Below are 16862 nucleotides of genomic sequence, written 5' to 3' on the forward strand. Positions count from 1 at the left end.
CGCCGACGTCTGCGCGGTGTTCTTCCCACCCCACCAAGACCAGCACGTTCCCGAACGCGAAGGCCTCTACCTCGGCGTGATCCACAAGCACATCGCTTGACAGATCGGATTCCACATAATGATCCGGTTCACGTGGCCTTCGACCGGGCCGGAGCTGTGGTGCATGGTCAGGCCCGCTTGTGCGGCGTCGAAGTCGCGGCGTAGACCAGTGACGAAGGAGTGGAGTTCGGGCAGGTCGTCGGCTTGGACGGCGTTCATCCAGGATTCCAGCCGGTGGCCTTGGCGGTCGAGCATCATCACCGCGAACGCGGAGATGTGCCGCCGCAGCGCGGCCAATGGCGGGCTTGCCCGGGTCAGGGCGTTGAGCTGGTGGTGCTCGTCTGCGGTCAGGTGCGCAGGGTTGCGCAGGAGCCAGCCGGCGGCTTTGCGGACCGTGGGCCGGGCGGGTCGGGTTGGTGTGGCCGGGACGGTCGAGCGCCAGCCGCGAACGTAGTCGCGGACCGCCCGGCTCTGGACTAGGTACCCGCGTTCACGCAGTTCCCGGCTCAGCTGCGCGGCGTTGGTGCAGCCCTCGTTCCAACGCCGAAGCAGGTAAGGGGCGTGGTCATCAAGAAGTCTCGGGCGGCGGCCGGTCCCGGTGTTGACCAGAAGCTCCTCGGGTGAGGCGGCCCGGGCGAATTTGCGGACGGTGTTGCGCGCCACGCCGAGGGTCCGTGCGATGCTTCGCAGGTCGTGGCCGTGCGCGAGGAGATCGTGAACGGCGGCGTGCCGCTGCCGGGTCTGGTCGGCGAACGGCCCGGTGCGCAGAACGGGAAGCGGCTCGGGATCTGCAGGAGTAAGGGCTGGCCCCGGCGAGGTCGCCGGCTCCGCTGGGGCGGTGTTCAGCGGCAGGTCGCGCAGGTGATCGCGGTGCCGGGCGACGGTGCGTTCGATGGCGTCGCCCAGGTTGCGCCACATGTGCCAGCGGTCGGCGACCTGGATGGCGTCCGGGGCGCCGCGGGAGGCGCCGTCGGCATAACCGCCGGCACGGTCCCGACAGATGATCTCGACTCCCGGGTGGTTCTTCAGCCAGGCGGCGAGCGTGTCGGCCGCCCGATCGGTCAGCACATCGATGGGACGGCCGGTCACCAGGTCGATGAGGACCGTGCCGTAGGTGTGGCCCCGCCGCAACGCGAAGTCGTCCACCCCAAGCACTCGAGGGCCGACCTGGACGGCTGGTTCGGGTATCTGTCGGATCAGCCTGATCAGCGTCATCCGGCTCACTGCAGGCGCCAGGCGGTGCGCGAGGCGGGCACCGGCGCGGCCACCCAGTGCCAGCGCGATCGCGTGCAATGCCGTGGTTGCCCCCACGCTCCGTCGGCCGTATCGGACGGTCAGGCCCGGTACCTGCTCGGCGAACGTCTGCTTGGAACAGGCGTCATTGCGGCACAAGAACCTGTGGACTCGCAGGTGGATCAGCAGTTCCTGGCCGCCGACGGCGGTATCGGACAGCCGCCGCTCATACTGGCTGGGCCGGCGACGCGAGCGCGTTCCGCAGCCAGGACACTCCGCCTCGGCGGTTTCGGTTCGGGCTCGGACGCGTACCGACGCACAAGAGCGAAACACCTGGTCAACGCGCACGCTGGCCAGATGGGGGAACAAGACCGCCAGCAACTCCTTGATCGACAACCCGCAGATGCACGCGATCAAGAAGCCTGCTACCGGCCAGAACCTCCGAACCGTGACCTACCCGACCACCTGCCTCACGGAATGTGTGCCAGAGCCGCGGTTGGGCCGTCGATGACAGCTGCGGGAGGCGGTTGCCGCGGGATGGTGGGCGGCTGTGCTGTTGCGATTGGCCCCTGCTCTCAACCGGTCGCAGCGCGGCGTCTCCTTCCGATGACCGATCGGGACAAGGACACTGAGAATTTGGTGTTGCGGCATCAGATCACCGTGCTGGAGCAGCAGCCGGGCGGAACGAAGGTGCGATTCACCATGGCGGACCGGGCGCTTGTGGTGGCGCCGCTGCACCGGTTGCCTCGTTTGGCGTTTGGCGGATGCGGTTGCTGGTACGGCCGGACACGGCGTTGCGCTGGCACCGCGAGCCGGTCGCCAGGAGGTACGCTGCCCGCTCGAATGCGCAAGCGGCCAGGCCGCCCACCGACCGCCCCCCATCCGCGGCTCGTCCTTCGACTTGTGCGGGAGTACACCAGATGGGACTACCGGCGGCGCATGGCGCGTTGCCGGTGCTCGGCGCCGAGGTGGCTGCATCCACCGTATGGGAGATCCTCGTCAAGGACGCCGGGATCGATTCGGCGCCCGAAGGTGCCTCGATCACCTGGGTCGACTTTCTGCGTTCTCAGGCCGAGTTACTTGGCGTGTGACTTCCTGGAGACCGTCACTCTCGCGGGCATACGGATGTACGTACTTGCGGTCATCGCGCACAGCAGCTGCGGGATCCGCGTTCTGGACGCCCCCACTTACCCGACCGTAGCCCGGTTGACGCTAGGCGGCCATGAATCTGGTCATGGACTTGAGGGCGCCGGCTGCGGGCACGGTTCATGATTCGCGACCGCGAGGGCGCCTCCGATCACCTCCCCGAAGACATCCTTACCCGTCTGCTTCCACCTCGTGGGTGGATGCTCAACGACAGCCACGCGTAAGTTTCCGCGATCAACGGCATGCCGTCCGAGAGCACTGCGATATGGGACGGTCAGGTTGCGGGGGTCCACTCGTCGGCGAAGGTCTCCAATTGCTGGATGACCTTGTCGATGGCCTCGCGTTCCTCCTCGGGGGGGTAGCCGTGCTTGGCGAGCAGGCGCTTGATGATGGAGCGCAGGCGAGCCTGCACATCGTCGCGGGCAGACCAGTCGACCGACAGATTAGTGCGGACGGCGATGACGAGGTCGCGGGCGATGGCAGCAAGCTTTTCCTCGCCAACGGATCGATCGCCCTCGCCCATGAGGTCCTTGACGGTGTCCTTTTCGGCAACGGCGTCGAAGAAGGCCAGTTCGTCAGGGCTCAGTTCGGGGGTGAAGCGGGCGCCGCGCCCCGCGTCAGCCGAGACTTCCTTGGCCATCTCGATTAGCCGGGCGATGATCTCGGCGGCAGACAGGTTTTGGTTGGTGTATTTGCGCATCAAGTCGATCAGCCGGTCGGAGAAGGACTGCTGGCGGACGATGTTGTGCTTGGTGACCTTGCGCATCTCCTGCTGGACCAGGCGCCGGAGGGCTTCTATGGCAAGAACGGGGTGCTTGGCCGCTTGGACCTGCTTGAGATATTTCTCGTCCAGGTCGGACAGGTCGGGGCGGCGCAGCCCGGCCTCGGAGAACAGGTCGGTAACCGCGTCGGCCTCGATGGCGCCAGCGGTGACCTGCTTGAGGTAAAGCTCGATGTCGGCAGGGATTGGGCGGCCGTTGGCGACCCGGTCGGCGGCGTCGAACTTGGCCATGACGGTCCGGACGTCCTTGAAGAAGCGGATGTTGTCCTTCACATCGTTGAGCAGCCCGGTTCCGCCGCACAGTCCGTAGAAGCGGGATAGGCGGGCGCTCTCGGCGGCGAAGCGCTCCTTGAGGGTGGGTTCGCGTTGCTCGGCCTCCTCATCGACCTGGTTGCCCGGGTTCTTCGGGTCGCGGAGGAAGGAGGCGGCGCCGGTCACGGTGTCGCGCCAGGCCTGGGGGTTACCCGCGGCGAGCCCTTCGCGCCAGGGGAATCCGGCGAGGTGGACGTTGCCGAGCACGTCTAGGATGTCGCGGACCTTGGCGATCGCGCCCTGTTGCTCGTCGTCGAGTTCTCGGCCCATGGGCTTGGACTGCTGGTCATTGACGGTGTACTCGGCGAGGGCTTCGAGTAGGTTGTCGTGCAGGGGGGCGTACCCGACCATCAGACCGTCCTGCTTGTTCTTGTACGTGCGGTTGACGCGGGCGAGCGTCTGCATGAGTTGCGCGCCACGCATCGACCGGTCGAGGTAGAGAGTGTGCAGCGGCGGGGCATCGAACCCGGTCAGCAGCATGTCCTTGACGATGATCAGTTCCAGTTCATCGTCGGCGTCCTTCATCCGGCGCTGGATGGTCTTGTGCTCGGACGGACGGAGCCGGTGCTCACGCAGCTCTTCCGGATCGGTGGGGCCGCTGCTGTAGACGACCTTGATCTTGCCCCCGGTGACGGCATCGGAGTGCCAGTCCTGTCTTATGGCGATAATTTGCCGGTACAGAGCGGCACAGATCTCCCGCGTGCCGCACACGATCATCGCCTTGCCCGAAGCGTCGATGAACTCCTGCATCGCGGTCGAACGGGTCTCCCAGTGCGCCACGATGTCGGAGGCGAGCTGCTTCAGCCGCTCCGGGGCTCCGTACACGCTGGTCATGACGGCGGCGGCCTGTTCGACCTGCTTGCGCTCGGAATCGTCCAGCCCCTCAGTGGCCTTGTCGACCGTCTCGTCGAGTTCCTCGGCGTCGAGGTCTCTAGGCAGGTGGACGGGGATAAGCCGGCTCTCGTAGTAGACGGGCACGGTCGCGCCGTCCTTGACTGCCTGGGTCAGGTCGTAGGTCGCGAGGACGTCGCCGAAGACCTGCGTGGTGTCCTTCTCTGCGGTGCGGATCGGCGTTCCGGTGAAGGCGATCATCGTGGCGTTGGGGAGGGCGTCACGCAGATGCCGAGCGTAGCCGTCGAGGTCGTCGTAGTGGCTGCGGTGAGCCTCATCCACGATGACGATGACGTTGCGCCGGTCCGACAGCAGCGGGTGCGGTGTGCCAGCGTCCTTCTCGGCCTTGGTCTTGCCGAACTTCTGCAGGGTGGTGAAGTAGACGCCGCCGGTCCTGCGGTTGGTGAGCTCGGTGCGCAGCTGATCCCGGCTGGTCACCGGGACGGGCTTTTCCGGCAGCAGTTCGCTGGCGTGGAACGCCTGGAACAGCTGGTCGTCCAGGTCGGTTCGGTCGGTGATGACGACGATTGTCGGGTTGCCGAGCGCCGAGTGCTTAAGCACCCGCCCGGAGTAGAACTCCATCTCTAGGGACTTGCCCGACCCCTGGGTGTGCCAGACCACCCCGGCCTTACCGTGGCTGCGCACCGCTTCGATCGTCTTGCGTACCGCGACGTCGACCGCGAAGTACTGATGCGGCTTCGCGATCACCTTGCGCAATCCCTCGTCGGAGCGCGCGAACCCGACGTAGCCGTCGAGCAGATCGAGGAACCGCCGGGCGTCGAACAGGCCGTGCAACGCGAGGTACAGCTCGGAAGTCTCCCACGTACCGGGATCGGCGATCTCGACGCCCGCCTCATCGACCTTCCACGGTGCGTAGTGATTCCATGGGGTGAACGCGGTGCCGTACCGCGCCTCCACTCCGTCGGAGACCAGGCAAATCACATTCGCGCGGAACGCCGCCCACACCTCCTTCGGCGAGGAGTAGGTGTCGAGCTGCGCCTTGGCCGCCGGAATCGTCGCGTTAGGGTCGCTCGGCTTCTTCAACTCGACGACCGCGACCGGCAACCCGTTCAGATACAGGACGACATCGAACCGAACCTTGATGTCCTTGTTTCCGGCGTTCACCACCGTGACCTGCCGGGCTGCCATGAAATCGTTCCGATACGGATCAGCCCGATTAACGAGGTGGATCGTCGGATTCTGCTCCGCCCCGAACTTATCGGTGAAGCTAACCCCCCGGATCCCCTTAGTCAGCAGCTGGTGGATCCGGAAGTTCTCACTATGCAGATCCTGCGACTCAAAGTCCAGGACGAGCTTGACCGCATCATCCACAGCCTGTGCGGGAAGCCCCGGATTGATCCGTGCCACCGCCTCTCGCAACCGCGCCGGAATGATCACCTCAGCCCAGGACTCTCGCTCTCCGGACCCAGGCGCGATCTGCTTACCCTCTCTAGGCTCCCACCCGAGTTCCCCAAGAACCTCGAGAACGTCGTACTCGAGATCGGCCTCGCTGTACCCGCTCATACCGCCTCCTCCACGAGCTTCTCCGCGTCCCGAACCTTGATCTCCCCCGACATGAGTCTTGGCAACAACGTGTCTCGCAGCTCAGAGAGCTTCAGGGATTCTTGTTCGGCTAGGAGTGCACGCTGCCAGAGGGGGCCGAGAACGGCATCCAACCTCGGGATTGAACCGGGCGCTGGTGCGTGCACGCACTCATCAAGGTGTTTTCGTTGGATATGCCCCATCGTTGTCGCTTTGTCTGCTGCTATTTGCTTAAACATTGCGAGCTTGGCCAGGAGTAGGTCATTCAGAAGCCAGACTGGGTAATCTCCGCGAGGGATCACCTTGAATATGTGTTGATTGATGATCGCTTCGGAGCGATACCAGCGATGGACCGTCAGTGAACCCGACCAGGCGAATAGCAGATCACCCGCTCTCGCGAGATGCTTATCCGGGACTTCCAGATCGTTGTAGATGGTCGATCCGCTAGGGCCGGAGTTGAGTTCTGCAATGCGAACCACCATACGGCCTGAGCCAGTGGCGTTTTTCGTGAAGGCCTTGCCATTGATGAATTCTGCGAGTGAGGAGAGTGGCGGCGCATGTGCTTCGCCCTCTGGCGCCGACTTAAGAAATTGGTCGAGTCCGCACGCGCGAATCAGATCGCAGCTATTGACGATGCGGCCATTGAGTGTGATTTTCTCGTCGAGGGCCCCCAGTACCTCCACGATGCCCTTCTGGATAGAATGACCAGGAAGGGTAATGTGCAATGATCGGATATCTGAAAGACTTAGATAGTCAGCCATATCCGTCTGGCCTTTAAGGAAGGCGGCCTGCTTCCAGAACTCCGGAGTTTTGAACCAGTAATATAGATATTCGGAGAGTAGTGGGCCGTTAACTCTAGGGCGAAAGTAACACACTTGAGGGCTGTACGCATAATCGTTCCCATCGGATGGCATGACAGCGACGCGCCCAACGGTTCCCTTCGTGGTAAGAATGACGTCACCAGGCATTGAGAGCTTGGCGCCAATGTTTTTTCGATAAGCGACTGAAATGAAGTCTTCGAGCTTTGGCTCGATGCGGCCATCCAATACCTCCGCTACCCTCAGGATGGGGTATCCGGGATGTCCGTGCTCGGACCGCTTCGTTCGGTACCCGTCTCCGAACTCCAAATGTCTGAGGCGTACGAGCGCTCCGAGAGTGGTCTTTTCAGACATCGAGACGCTCCAACTGTTGACGGATGACCGTTTCGAGGCGACTGGCTTCATCGAAATGGTTGGCGAGGTCCTTGGTGAGGCGGTTGATCTTCTGGGCGAGGGGTTCGATGTCGGTGTCTTTGGCTTCGGTTGCGCCGACGTAACGGCCGGGGGTGAGTATGCCGTCGTGGGACTGGATCTCTTCGAGGGTTGCGCTGTAGTTGAAGCCTGGTTCGTCCTTGTAGGAAAGCCCTGCTTCGCGAGCACTCTTGGTGTTGCGCCAGGCGTGAAATGTGTCGGATATCTTCTTGATTTCTTCCTCGGTGAAGACGCGTTCGGTGCGGTCGATCAAAGTGCCCATGGCGCGTGCGTCGATGAACAGAACCTGGCCTTGGCGGTCGGTGTGGCCACCGCGGGAGGTCTTGTCTTTGGCGAAGAACCAGAGGCAGGCAGGTATGCCGGTGGTTCGGAAGAGTTGGGGTGGAAGAGCGACCATGCAGGCAATGAGATCAGCGTTGATAAGTTCGTTGCGGATTTCGCCTTCGCCGGATTGTTTTGAGCTCATGGAGCCGTTGGCCATGACGACACCGGCGGTGCCGTGGACGCCTAGCTTGGAGATGATGTGTTGGATCCAGGCGAAGTTGGCGTTCCCGGCTGGCGGTGTGCCGAAGCGCCAGCGGGGATCTTCGGTATTGCGGTGCCAATCCGACATGTTGAATGGCGGATTAGCGAGAATGAAGTCGGCTTTGAGGTCGGGGTGGCGGTCTTCGCGGAAGGTGTCGGCCCAGTTTGTGGACAGGTCGGTGGACAGGCCGTGGATGGCGGTGTTCATCTTGGCCAGGCGCCAGGTGCGCATGTTGGATTCCTGGCCGTAGACGGCAATGTCGTCGCGGCGGCCGCGGTGGTTGAGCACGAACTTCTCGGCCTGGACGAACATGCCGCCTGAGCCGCAGCAGGGGTCGTAGACACGCCCCTTGTAGGGTTCGAGGATTTCGACCATGAGGCGGACGATGCTGGCGGGCGTGTAGAACTCGCCGCCGCGTTTGCCTTCGGCGCGGGCGAACTTCTCCAGGAAGTATTCGTAGACCTCGCCGAGGACGTCGGCGGCGGTCTTGCCCTCGTGGCCGGTGAAGCGGGCGTCGCTGATGAGGTCGACGAGTTCGGCGAGGCGGCGCTGGTCGACCTCCTTTCGGTTGAAGATCTTGGGGAGGACGCCGGTGAGCGCGGGGTTCTCCTTCATGACTGCGTCCATCGCGTTGTCGATGAGCTCGCCGATGCCGCCTGGAGAGGACTTGGCGCCGGCGGCGAGTTCTGACCATTGGGCGCTCGCGGGAACCCAAAAGACACCCTCGCGTTCGTACTCGTCCTTGTCGTCGAGGAACGACTCGATGCGGGATTCGGGGACGCCGTCGGCGAGGAGTTCGGCGCGGAGCTTGCGGCGGCGCTCCTCCCAGGAATCGGAGACGTATTTAAGGAAGACCAGGCCGAGGACGAAGTCCTTGTACTCGGCGGCGTCCATGGATCCCCGGAGCTTGTCCGCGGACTTCCACAGGATGTCCTTGAGTTCTGCCATGGACGTGGTGCCGGGCAGGGTGCCCTGGCCTGCTGCTGGCTTCTTGCGAGGTGGCATCGTCTTCCTTAGGTCTTGCCGTGGTCGGTCAGGGTCAGGGTTCCGTCGGTGAGCCCGGTCGCTGCGAGCCGGCTCAGCTCGTCCAAGGCTTCCAGTTCCGCGACGGCCAGGCGGCGGCGTTCATCCAGATCGGCGAGCATCTGATCGAGACGCCAGAGATCATCGGAAGGCAGCAGGGGGAGCCAGAGCTCGTCGAGACGCTGCACCGGTCGAATGGCCTTAGGGGCTCGGCCGGGACGGGTGAGGAGTACGGCGAGCACGCGCGGGGTGAAGTGCTCTCGGCCGAGCTGCGTGATCCGTAGGACCCGGGCGGGGAATTCGACGACCGAGTATCCGTCGTGGTCCACGAGCGCGGCCGGTTCGGGGGCGGTCGTGATCACGACATCGCCGGGAAGTGTGCGCCGGGCCTTCGGGTGCCGCTTCTCGAACTCGAGCCGGTCGACGACCCGGGAGCCGCGCGGGGAGTCACCGCACACCTCGGGGGAGCCGATCACTGGGTAGGAGCGGGCACGGCCCGGATCGTGGCGGACGAGTTCGCGGAACAGACGCGTCCCGTTGTGCAGCGAGAGCAGGTTCGCTCGGTCGCGTGCGCCTTTTGTCAGCTGGGCCAGCGTCTCTGTGCGCGGGCGTGGTGTAGTGAGCCGCGTCTCTAGGTGAGCGGACAGGGCTTTCCCTGGGCGGGCCTTCTGCAACGCTCCCTCCAGCTCGAGCGACCGTGCGACTCGCTCGAACGCTGGCTGATCGGACATAGTCAGGTAGCGCGGGCTCAGTGTCCGGGGTGAGGTGACGAGCGCCGCGATCGGAAGCTGGACGGCGTAGTTGCGCCGGTGTGCGTCGGGGTCGAAGCCGGGTTCGCGCCAGGTGCGGATGTCGGTCGCGAGCGCGTCAACGATGGCCTCGGTGAGCGGCTGGTCCGAGACATCGGCGCTGAGTATCAACCCGGGAAGGTCGGTGCCGTAGTAGGCGTTGAGCACCCACACTGCGGCCTCATACCCGGGCCGGAATGGCACCAGGCCGCCGGGCAGCCGGATGATGGCCTTGGTCGCGTTCTTGAGCAGGTCGGCGCGGAGCCGACCTGCTTGGCTGTGCGGGTTCAGTGCACCGATGGTGTCCGCCGGTGCCACGACGACCGCAGTCGCACCGGTCCGCAGATCGGCCGAAAGCTCGCTCATTAGGTCGAGCGTCTCGGCCACGCTGCGCTCTTCGCCCGGCAGGTAAGGGAGCTGGGTGATGATGACGTGAGCGGCCTGCAGTATCGTCCCGCGCGTGGTGCGGACGGTGAAGGACCCCTCATGCAGATCGCGAACTGCGAGTCGGCGGGCGGTGAGCCGGGCCAGGTAGGGATCGGAACAGCAGGCGGTCAGCTCCATCGGCTGGTCATCGCGGAGCGCGGAGATCGCGAGCAGCAGATCCCCGCACCCGGCGTACGGGTCGCAGATGGTGACTGTTCCGTGCAGGTCGGCGTAAGACGCCGCGCCGGCGAGCTTGGCGATCAAGTCGACCAGTAGTGGATCGAGTCGATCCGCCGCGAGCTCGGTGGCACCGAGGCGTCCGCGGACCTCCATGATCCTCTCAAAGGCGCCAGCCGGGCTGTAGGCGGCCTCGATCAGTTCGTCGACGATGCCGGGCAGCCAGTCGACGCGGAGCGTGTCGATCTCGGAGCGAAGTAGCTCATCGGTGGGGTCGCAGTCCGCAGCCAGATGCCGAAGTCGTCTGAGCTGCCCCGGTCGACCGTCGTCCAGTTCGTCGTCCGTGTGATGCCGTAGGGCGATAAGTGAGGTGAGTGACGCGATCAGCGCCCGAGGCGGAAGCTGGCCGCCCAGCTGCTTCAAGGCATGAAGGCGAAGTTCGCCGTCGATCTCTCGGCGGCTTGCTCGACCGGTCGTGACCAGCCAATCAGCGACCGCCACCGCGTCGAAGAGCGGATGGGCGTGGTCTCCGGTAACCGGCTGGGGGAAATCGGGATAGCGGCGTCGCCAGGTGCTGACGACCGGTCTTTGTACCTTCGCTAGCTCCTTGATCTCGGGCATCGAGATCAAGATCCTGTCGTTCCAGGGGCTCAACATCGTCACCTCCTCGCATGTTTCGTTCAGGCAAGGCTAGAAAATTCCATCACCTTGTGCGCTTGGTTGATAACCGACGATATCGGGCCATCTTAAACGCGCTGCCAACGGCATCAACAACCCTCAGCTCATGAACCTGGCAGCCCCCCGTAAACGGATGTCCGCCCATTGCAGAGGGCCGCTGTGGGCTCGGTTGCCAAGATCGAGAACCTGCCGTAGGTCCTCATGAGGCCGTCCTGTATCCATCCGAAGGTCCCCGCTCGCAGGTAATGGATCAGACTTACTGTGCTGACTGTGAAGATCTGCCGGTCCGCCGCGTTGTCGATCAGAGCGGGATCCGTGTCCAGCGCCGAGAAGCGAATGGACTCCGTCCGAACAAACATCAACACCCCTTCGGACGAATTCACGATCTTCCGGGGATCCTCCTTGCCTGCCAGGTAGCGATTTGCGCGCCGTCGAACAGGAGTCGGCCGAGTCTCTCTGGGCGATGGTGGGAAGCCGGGGTGGCGCCCCCCGCTGGGTAGAGGCGGATGATTGCTCGACTCTGGCGACCTCTGCGAGCGTGGGCATCGACATCAGCTGGGTGCTCCCGCGCTGTCCGGTCATCTCAACTCCCTTCCTGGCGTTGCTATGAGCCTACGCCGCGATGCCCACCGGCGCTGCCTGCTACTGCGATAACCAGGCTTATCAGGCCAAGTCGAACTCAGTAAGTTGCAGTATGCCGGTTCGCATCTCATCCGGTCAGGCGAGTTCGACCGCCTCGAGAGGCCGGGTCGTCGCCTTGCGTGGAGCCCCCGGCGAGGTCTGCCGAAGGATCTTGAGGTACTTGAAGCTGCGGGCCGGGGCAGCCTTGCCTCCAGCGAGCCGATGGTGGCGTTATAGGCCTTCACCGAGGTGTTCGGCGAGCACTCGAGCTTGTGAGCTGGCCGCCCAGCGTGCCGAGCGCGCGTGGATCGCCAAGCCCAGTTCGAGGCCCTCGCGCATGTTTCTGCTGCAGGGCGGCCTCGGCCCAGCCGATCTCGATCGTATGGAGCATCGGCGGGATCAGCACGGTCGGCGAGGCGAGCACAAGGTGCTTCCCTCGGCAGGAACATATGAAGTCGGGGCGGTCGGCGACCTTCTCGTTGTTCTCCTTGGTCGCGAAGGTGTCCACGTCTTGCGGACCCGGCGGGTGTGCTCGCCGATCAGGCGGTCCAGTCCGGCGTCTTCGTCGGCCTCAAAAGCGGCCAGGAACACCTCAAGGGAGACCCTCGCGTCGATCACGATGTCGTGGCCGCTGCCGAGGTGCACGGACCATGTCCGGGCCGCTGGACGCCGTCATCGCCGTCCAAGTGGACCTGCTGGTCGAAGTCGCAGTGCACGTGCAGGTTGGCCCTCTCCACGGCGCGCTTGAGCTGAAGCTCGCCCCACTGGCCGCGAACCTGGGCCTTGCGCAGCGCCTTGACCAGCAACTCGGTCTGCTTACGTCCTCGGACGTGCTCGTCCGCCAGGGCCTTGAGTTGCTCGTCCAGACGCCTAGCGCCGAGGGGGCGACGGGAGAACCGAGGGACTACCGCGCTTCTCGGGACTAATGGGCCCGAGAAGCCCAACCGTCACAACCGCAGACGCAGGCGGAGCCTGTATGCGGTAGAAGTCCTGATAACCTAGGTTATCAGGATTCTGCTATGAAATGTCCGCGACCATGATTAGTGTTCGTTCCGCCGGAGCCATCGACGTGGGTGGCTGCCAGCTGGCGACCCCCAGGAGCAGAAGATGAACAAGATCCGCTTCGTCGTGCTTGCCGTCCTCGCGTCCACTCTCAAGGGCTGTACCCCGACCGAGGTGAGCAGCACCCCCGACGACAAGCCCGCCAACCGGCGGAGAGCCAGGGCACCCGCGTCGGCGTCGGCGAAACCGTCACCCTCGAGGGCAACGGCGAGGGGCTTCAGTTCGCCGTCCCCGCGGTGTGGGCGGCGGCGACGGTATAGGCGAAGGACGAGTTCAACGTGCCACAGCCCGGGCAGCGTCTCGCCGCCGCCCAGATCACCCTCAAGAACACCGGGACCGTCGCCCACGATGAATCACCCAGTAACGGGGCGCATCTGGGCGACACCCAGGATCAGCACTACGACTCCGACCTGAGCGAGGTGGCGCTCGGCCCGTCCGTCGGCAGTTCGGCCACGCTGGCGCCGGGCAGTTCACGCAAGGGCTACCTGCTCTTCTCTGTCACTAAGAAGGCCAAGCTCGCCAAGTTCCAGTTCGCCCACGACAGCGGCTTCCGCCCGCAGGCTGGGGAATGACTGCTCAAGCAGCCCTCACCCCGCCGTATCGAGCAGCCGACCGCGGTTCCGGGAGCCCCTAGGGGTTCTAAGAACCGACCAAGGGCGTATCCCGTGCGCCCAGATCCACCTCTGAACTCAAAGGACGGCGGCACACTTCCCTCTTGCCGCCCCTCACCGCGAGGAGTTCCAGTGACCGTACGCACGGTCTACCGGCTGGTCGGAGTCAAGCCCGACCCTGTGAGCATGCTCGACATCCTCGATCTTGAGCAGTACGACGACCTAGAGTGCACCGTCACCGTCCCCGAGGAGCGCCTCGGTTGCCCGTCCCTGCTGGTCAGCGGCCAGTTCGCCATTGACCGGACGTCCCTATGCGACGAGGTGCGGCAACTCACCGGACACGATGTGAACCTCCCCCGCCTGGATGCCGCGGCCCTGCTGATCGCCGCAGTGGCCGGGCAGGTCTTCGCCGTGGGGTTCGACCAGGGCTGGCGCCTGGTCCCTGACGAATACAAGGACCCGACGTTCGGGCTGCGCGTCGCCGTCCGGGCCGTCGACCCGGGCCAGGTGCACGACGTCGTCCGCCGTCGGCTGTCGGGGCGCGGCCGTCTGGACGCGACCCGCGTCGCCTCCGGCGCGCGGATCTCCGAGATCGGACTAACCCAGTACAACGAGTTGGTCGGCGAACTGGGCGGACGTCTTCAGGCGCGGCGGCTCGGCCTGCCCGGTGACGGGGAGGTCAAGGTGGTGGGCTCGGCGGGACTGAGGATGCCGCTACCCACCGAACCTCGGGTTTTTCGCGACTCCCTTGCAGCCCTCGTCAACATCGCCGCAGCCGAGCCGCACCCCGACCTCGCCTTCGTTGAGGCGATCGCACCCATCCGGACGCCGGCGGTCATTCAGCGGCTCGATGCCATACTCGACACGGCGCTCACCAACCCGGCAGACGGTACCGTCAACGCCGCGGTTCCCACCGCCCTCATGGACCGGGCCACCGCGGCGTGCGCCTACTCCCTAACCATCGGTGGTACCCGGCTCCGCAACCTCGCCGCCCCCACCATCGCGGACCTGCGGGCGTGCACGGCGGGATCAGCGCAACCCACCAGAGCACTGCGGACGGGCAGGATCTTCCTGCACGGCGAAGCGGGGGAACCACTGGGCAGCGCCTCGGCGATCAAGTGGGTCGAGACCTGGAAAGTCGAAGGGAACCGCCATTACTTCCTGGTCGAAGGCAAGTGGTACGAAAGTGGAACCGACTACTTGGACGCGATCGACCGGGACGTCACCCGGCTCATCGCCACCACTCCCAGCCTCACCCTGCCGCCCTGGTATCCCGGAGAGCACGAACGCGACTACAACGAGCGTGTACAGAAGGAAGCCAGCGTGGACCGGTTCCTCTGCCTCGACCGAAAGACCGTCCGCACCGAACTGCACCACCACAACGGCCTGGAGGTCTGCGACCTGCTCGGACCGGGCGGCGAACTGGTGTGCGTCAAGCCCGCCGAAGGCGCCGGCCCCCTCAGCCACCTGGTCGTCCAGGCCCTCGCAGGCGTCCAGGCACTCTTCTACGAAGAAGACGCGCGCGCGAAGTTCCGCGAACTCGTCCTTAAGGAATCTGACGGTGCACGCTCCATCCCCCCGGAGTACCGGCCGCACAAGGTCGTCCTGGGCATCCATCTCAAGACCGGCAAGCCCCTCACCTCAACCACGCTGTTCCCGCTCGCCAGGATCGCGCTGGCCAACATGGCGCGGACTCTCCGCCACGACGTCGACGTCGAAGTGATCGGCATCCCTCCTGCGATCGGACTAGTCGGCAATCCATAACGCCGAAACGCAGAGTGGCAGGTCGTACCGGGAGAGAAGCCTGCCATATACGGCCAATACAGCCAGTTGAGTGCGATCGCCGTCCCCGCCGCAGGGTCGTGGCGGGGACGGCGGTTCAGCACCGACATCGAGGGTCTCGGCAAAGGCTGCACGTCGTTCCGCACGGCCTCGGTAGTGAGCCGGCTTCAGGCTTTCGGGAAGCAAGCCTCGTAGGTACTGAGGCCGCGTGATTGTGCCACCCGGACAGGGAGACGTTCTGGCTCGCGGAAATTTCATCCCCATCCGCTCGGCGTAAAGCCTCCCATTGTGGAGGGCGACACAGCGCACAAAGCGATGGAAACACTGCCCACTGTCAGTCGCGTCCACCTGAGCCGTTAGCCCATGTGGGACCGGAGAGCGTCCGGCCTCGGCGTAGTGGGTGCACCAGCCGTCAGCTCCACCGTGCCTTTCCAGGCTGCCGGGAGTAGGTCAAGCTGGACAGCAGCTCCTCTGCGCGGTTCACGGTCGGATCGTCGCGGGACGACTTCCAGCTTTCCCGGATGCCACTCAGGATGTGGTTCAGCCGTGCGGACGAGACGGCCATCAGGTCTGTCGATAGGCCGAGCAGGGTGTGGGCGGCTTGGTCGGGTTTGTGCTGGCGGAGTTGAGTTCGGGCGAGCTCGGCGCCGATGAGCGCCCGGGTGCGTCGCTCGTTCGGGCGCCGGGAAGCGACGGAGGCGGCGTAGTGTTCCTCCGCCGCTTTGTAGTCGCCCATGTGGTCGAGGGTCAGCCCTACCTGGTGCTCGTAGGACTCCCGCCGGTAGTTACCAGTCAGCTCCTGGGTAGGGGCGGAGTCTGCGTGTTCGAGGTCGGTTTCGGCTCTGCTCAGCAGGTGGCGGACACGAGTGTGCTCGTAGCCGGTGGCGGCGAGCGCCTCAGCATGCATTCCTGTGATCCAAGCGCGTTGTCGGGGTGGGCAGCCGCGTCGAATGCCATCGGCGGCGGCTTCGGCGAGCGCGAGGCCCTGAGGGGTGTGGCCGAGTTCGAGCGCCTGAACCGCCAGGGATCGCAGGACTGTGGAGCGCATGAGCGGGTTTCCGGCTTCGTGCGCGAGGCGGGCAGATTGTATGTAGTACCGCTGCGCGAGCCCTGCCTTGAAGTCGTCGGCGGCCATCCAGCCGAGTAGGTAGGTCATCTCTGCTGCCGCTGTGAACAGGGCGGGGCGTGCCTTGCCGGTGGTTCCGCGCAGGAGCGGAGCGACTTCCTGGGTTATGTATGCGGCGACGATGCGGCGTCCGTGCCCACCTCCGTACATGTCGTCCATCTCCTCGAAGGTGGAAGACATGTGGCGTATCCGTTCGACGTCGGAGGCTCCGGCGCTGCTGGCGGGTCCGGTGCGGTTCGCGATTTTGTGACTTGCCGGGGGGAGAGTCGTAGCGGTGAGGGAGTACAGGCCAGCGGTTAGAGCGGTGCGCCGGTTGAGCATGTCGTCTCTTCCTAACCGGGTGAGCCAGGCGACGGGGTCGTCCTGCCATGGGTCGGATGATCCGGTGGCTTTCGGAGGAGGGTGGGGCCAGCCGAGGTCCTGAGCGGTGAGGTCGGGGCGGTCAAGTAGCCGGGCGAACGCCTCCAGCGCGGCGGCGGCTGCTGCAGGAGCGGGGTTGGCGCCGTTGATCCATTTGGCGATGGACGACGCGGTGCAGTGCATGACCAGCCCCGCTTCGCGGCCCACGCGGTTGATCATTTCGGCGATGGAGGCGTACGTCTGGCCGGTCTCGGCGATGCTTACCGCCAGTGCGGGATTGCGGATCGGTGTGGTACGGGGTCGTGGCATCGCTTCTCCCGGTTTGAAGGCCTCGCAGTGTCCAGCTTGCTGGGGCAAGAGAAGCGGGGCTCTCCCCCCGAGGTGTGGACACCTTGAGCGCCCTGGATCATGGAGATCTGGGGGTGAGAGGGGTCCCGTGTGGGGATGAAGGTCTATTCCGAGGAGTTCAAGGCCGACGCGGTGGCGTT

General features: G+C 64.9%; 12 protein-coding genes and 1 pseudogene. 3 read left to right on the plus strand and 10 right to left on the minus strand.

The window, feature by feature from the left end; all coding sequences use genetic code 11:
* Positions 1-66 precede the first annotated feature (66 nt).
* Positions 67-1689, minus strand: a complete 1623-nt coding sequence (locus SM418_RS37350; RefSeq protein WP_371946387.1) for an ISL3 family transposase — start codon at positions 1687-1689, stop codon at positions 67-69.
* 503 nt (positions 1690-2192) lie between these two features.
* Here SM418_RS37350 and SM418_RS37355 point away from each other — a divergent pair.
* A complete protein-coding gene (locus SM418_RS37355; RefSeq protein ID WP_371946386.1) occupies positions 2193-2363 on the plus strand; it encodes a hypothetical protein in 171 nt (56 codons plus the stop codon).
* A gap of 329 nt (positions 2364-2692) precedes the next feature.
* On the opposite strand, the gene SM418_RS37360 is transcribed toward SM418_RS37355, so the two are convergent.
* The 8 genes from SM418_RS37360 to rmuC (SM418_RS37395) form a co-directional block, all read right to left on the minus strand.
* Positions 2693-5926 carry a type I restriction endonuclease subunit R gene (locus SM418_RS37360; protein ID WP_371946385.1) on the minus strand — a complete coding sequence of 1078 codons (3234 nt, stop codon included), beginning with the start codon at positions 5924-5926 and terminating at the stop codon, positions 2693-2695.
* Entirely contained in the window at positions 5923-7167 is a 1245-nt protein-coding gene (locus SM418_RS37365; protein WP_371966165.1) for a restriction endonuclease subunit S, read from the minus strand. The genes SM418_RS37360 and SM418_RS37365 overlap by 4 nt, the downstream gene beginning before the upstream one ends.
* Entirely contained in the window at positions 7109-8725 is a 1617-nt protein-coding gene (locus SM418_RS37370; protein WP_371946383.1) for a type I restriction-modification system subunit M, read from the minus strand. The genes SM418_RS37365 and SM418_RS37370 overlap by 59 nt, the downstream gene beginning before the upstream one ends.
* 8 nt (positions 8726-8733) lie before the next feature.
* Positions 8734-10755, minus strand: coding sequence for a hypothetical protein (locus SM418_RS37375; RefSeq protein WP_371946382.1), 2022 nt, complete (start codon positions 10753-10755; stop codon positions 8734-8736).
* A gap of 161 nt (positions 10756-10916) precedes the next feature.
* The gene (gene rmuC, locus SM418_RS37380) at positions 10917-11195 is read right to left on the minus strand and encodes a DNA recombination protein RmuC (RefSeq protein ID WP_371946381.1); all 279 of its coding nucleotides are present in this window, start codon (positions 11193-11195) and stop codon (positions 10917-10919) included.
* A 479-nt stretch (positions 11196-11674) separates the two neighbouring features.
* Positions 11675-11941: a hypothetical protein gene (locus SM418_RS37385; protein ID WP_371946388.1), complete on the minus strand. Its 267-nt coding sequence runs from the start codon at positions 11939-11941 to the stop codon at positions 11675-11677.
* Positions 11833-12078 (minus strand): hypothetical protein, encoded by a 246-nt coding sequence (locus tag SM418_RS37390; protein ID WP_371946380.1) that lies wholly within the window; start codon positions 12076-12078, stop codon positions 11833-11835. The genes SM418_RS37385 and SM418_RS37390 overlap by 109 nt, the downstream gene beginning before the upstream one ends.
* Positions 12048-12377 carry a DNA recombination protein RmuC gene (rmuC, locus tag SM418_RS37395; protein ID WP_371946379.1) on the minus strand — a complete coding sequence of 110 codons (330 nt, stop codon included), beginning with the start codon at positions 12375-12377 and terminating at the stop codon, positions 12048-12050. The genes SM418_RS37390 and rmuC (SM418_RS37395) overlap by 31 nt, the downstream gene beginning before the upstream one ends.
* A 393-nt stretch (positions 12378-12770) precedes the next feature.
* Here rmuC (SM418_RS37395) and SM418_RS37400 point away from each other — a divergent pair.
* Together SM418_RS37400 and SM418_RS37405 are read left to right on the plus strand one after the other, a co-directional pair.
* Positions 12771-13067: pseudogene (locus SM418_RS37400) on the plus strand (DUF4352 domain-containing protein); the annotation flags it as partial.
* A gap of 171 nt (positions 13068-13238) precedes the next feature.
* A complete protein-coding gene (locus tag SM418_RS37405) occupies positions 13239-14870 on the plus strand; it encodes a DUF6119 family protein (protein ID WP_371946378.1) in 1632 nt (543 codons plus the stop codon).
* 430 nt (positions 14871-15300) lie between these two features.
* Here SM418_RS37405 and SM418_RS37410 read toward each other — a convergent pair whose 3' ends face one another.
* Positions 15301-16683, minus strand: coding sequence for an NsdA family TPR-like regulatory protein (locus tag SM418_RS37410; protein WP_371946377.1), 1383 nt, complete (start codon positions 16681-16683; stop codon positions 15301-15303).
* Positions 16684-16862 lie beyond the last annotated feature (179 nt).

Source organism: Actinomadura chokoriensis, assembly GCF_041463665.1.
Lineage (GTDB): Bacteria > Actinomycetota > Actinomycetes > Streptosporangiales > Streptosporangiaceae > Spirillospora > Spirillospora chokoriensis_A.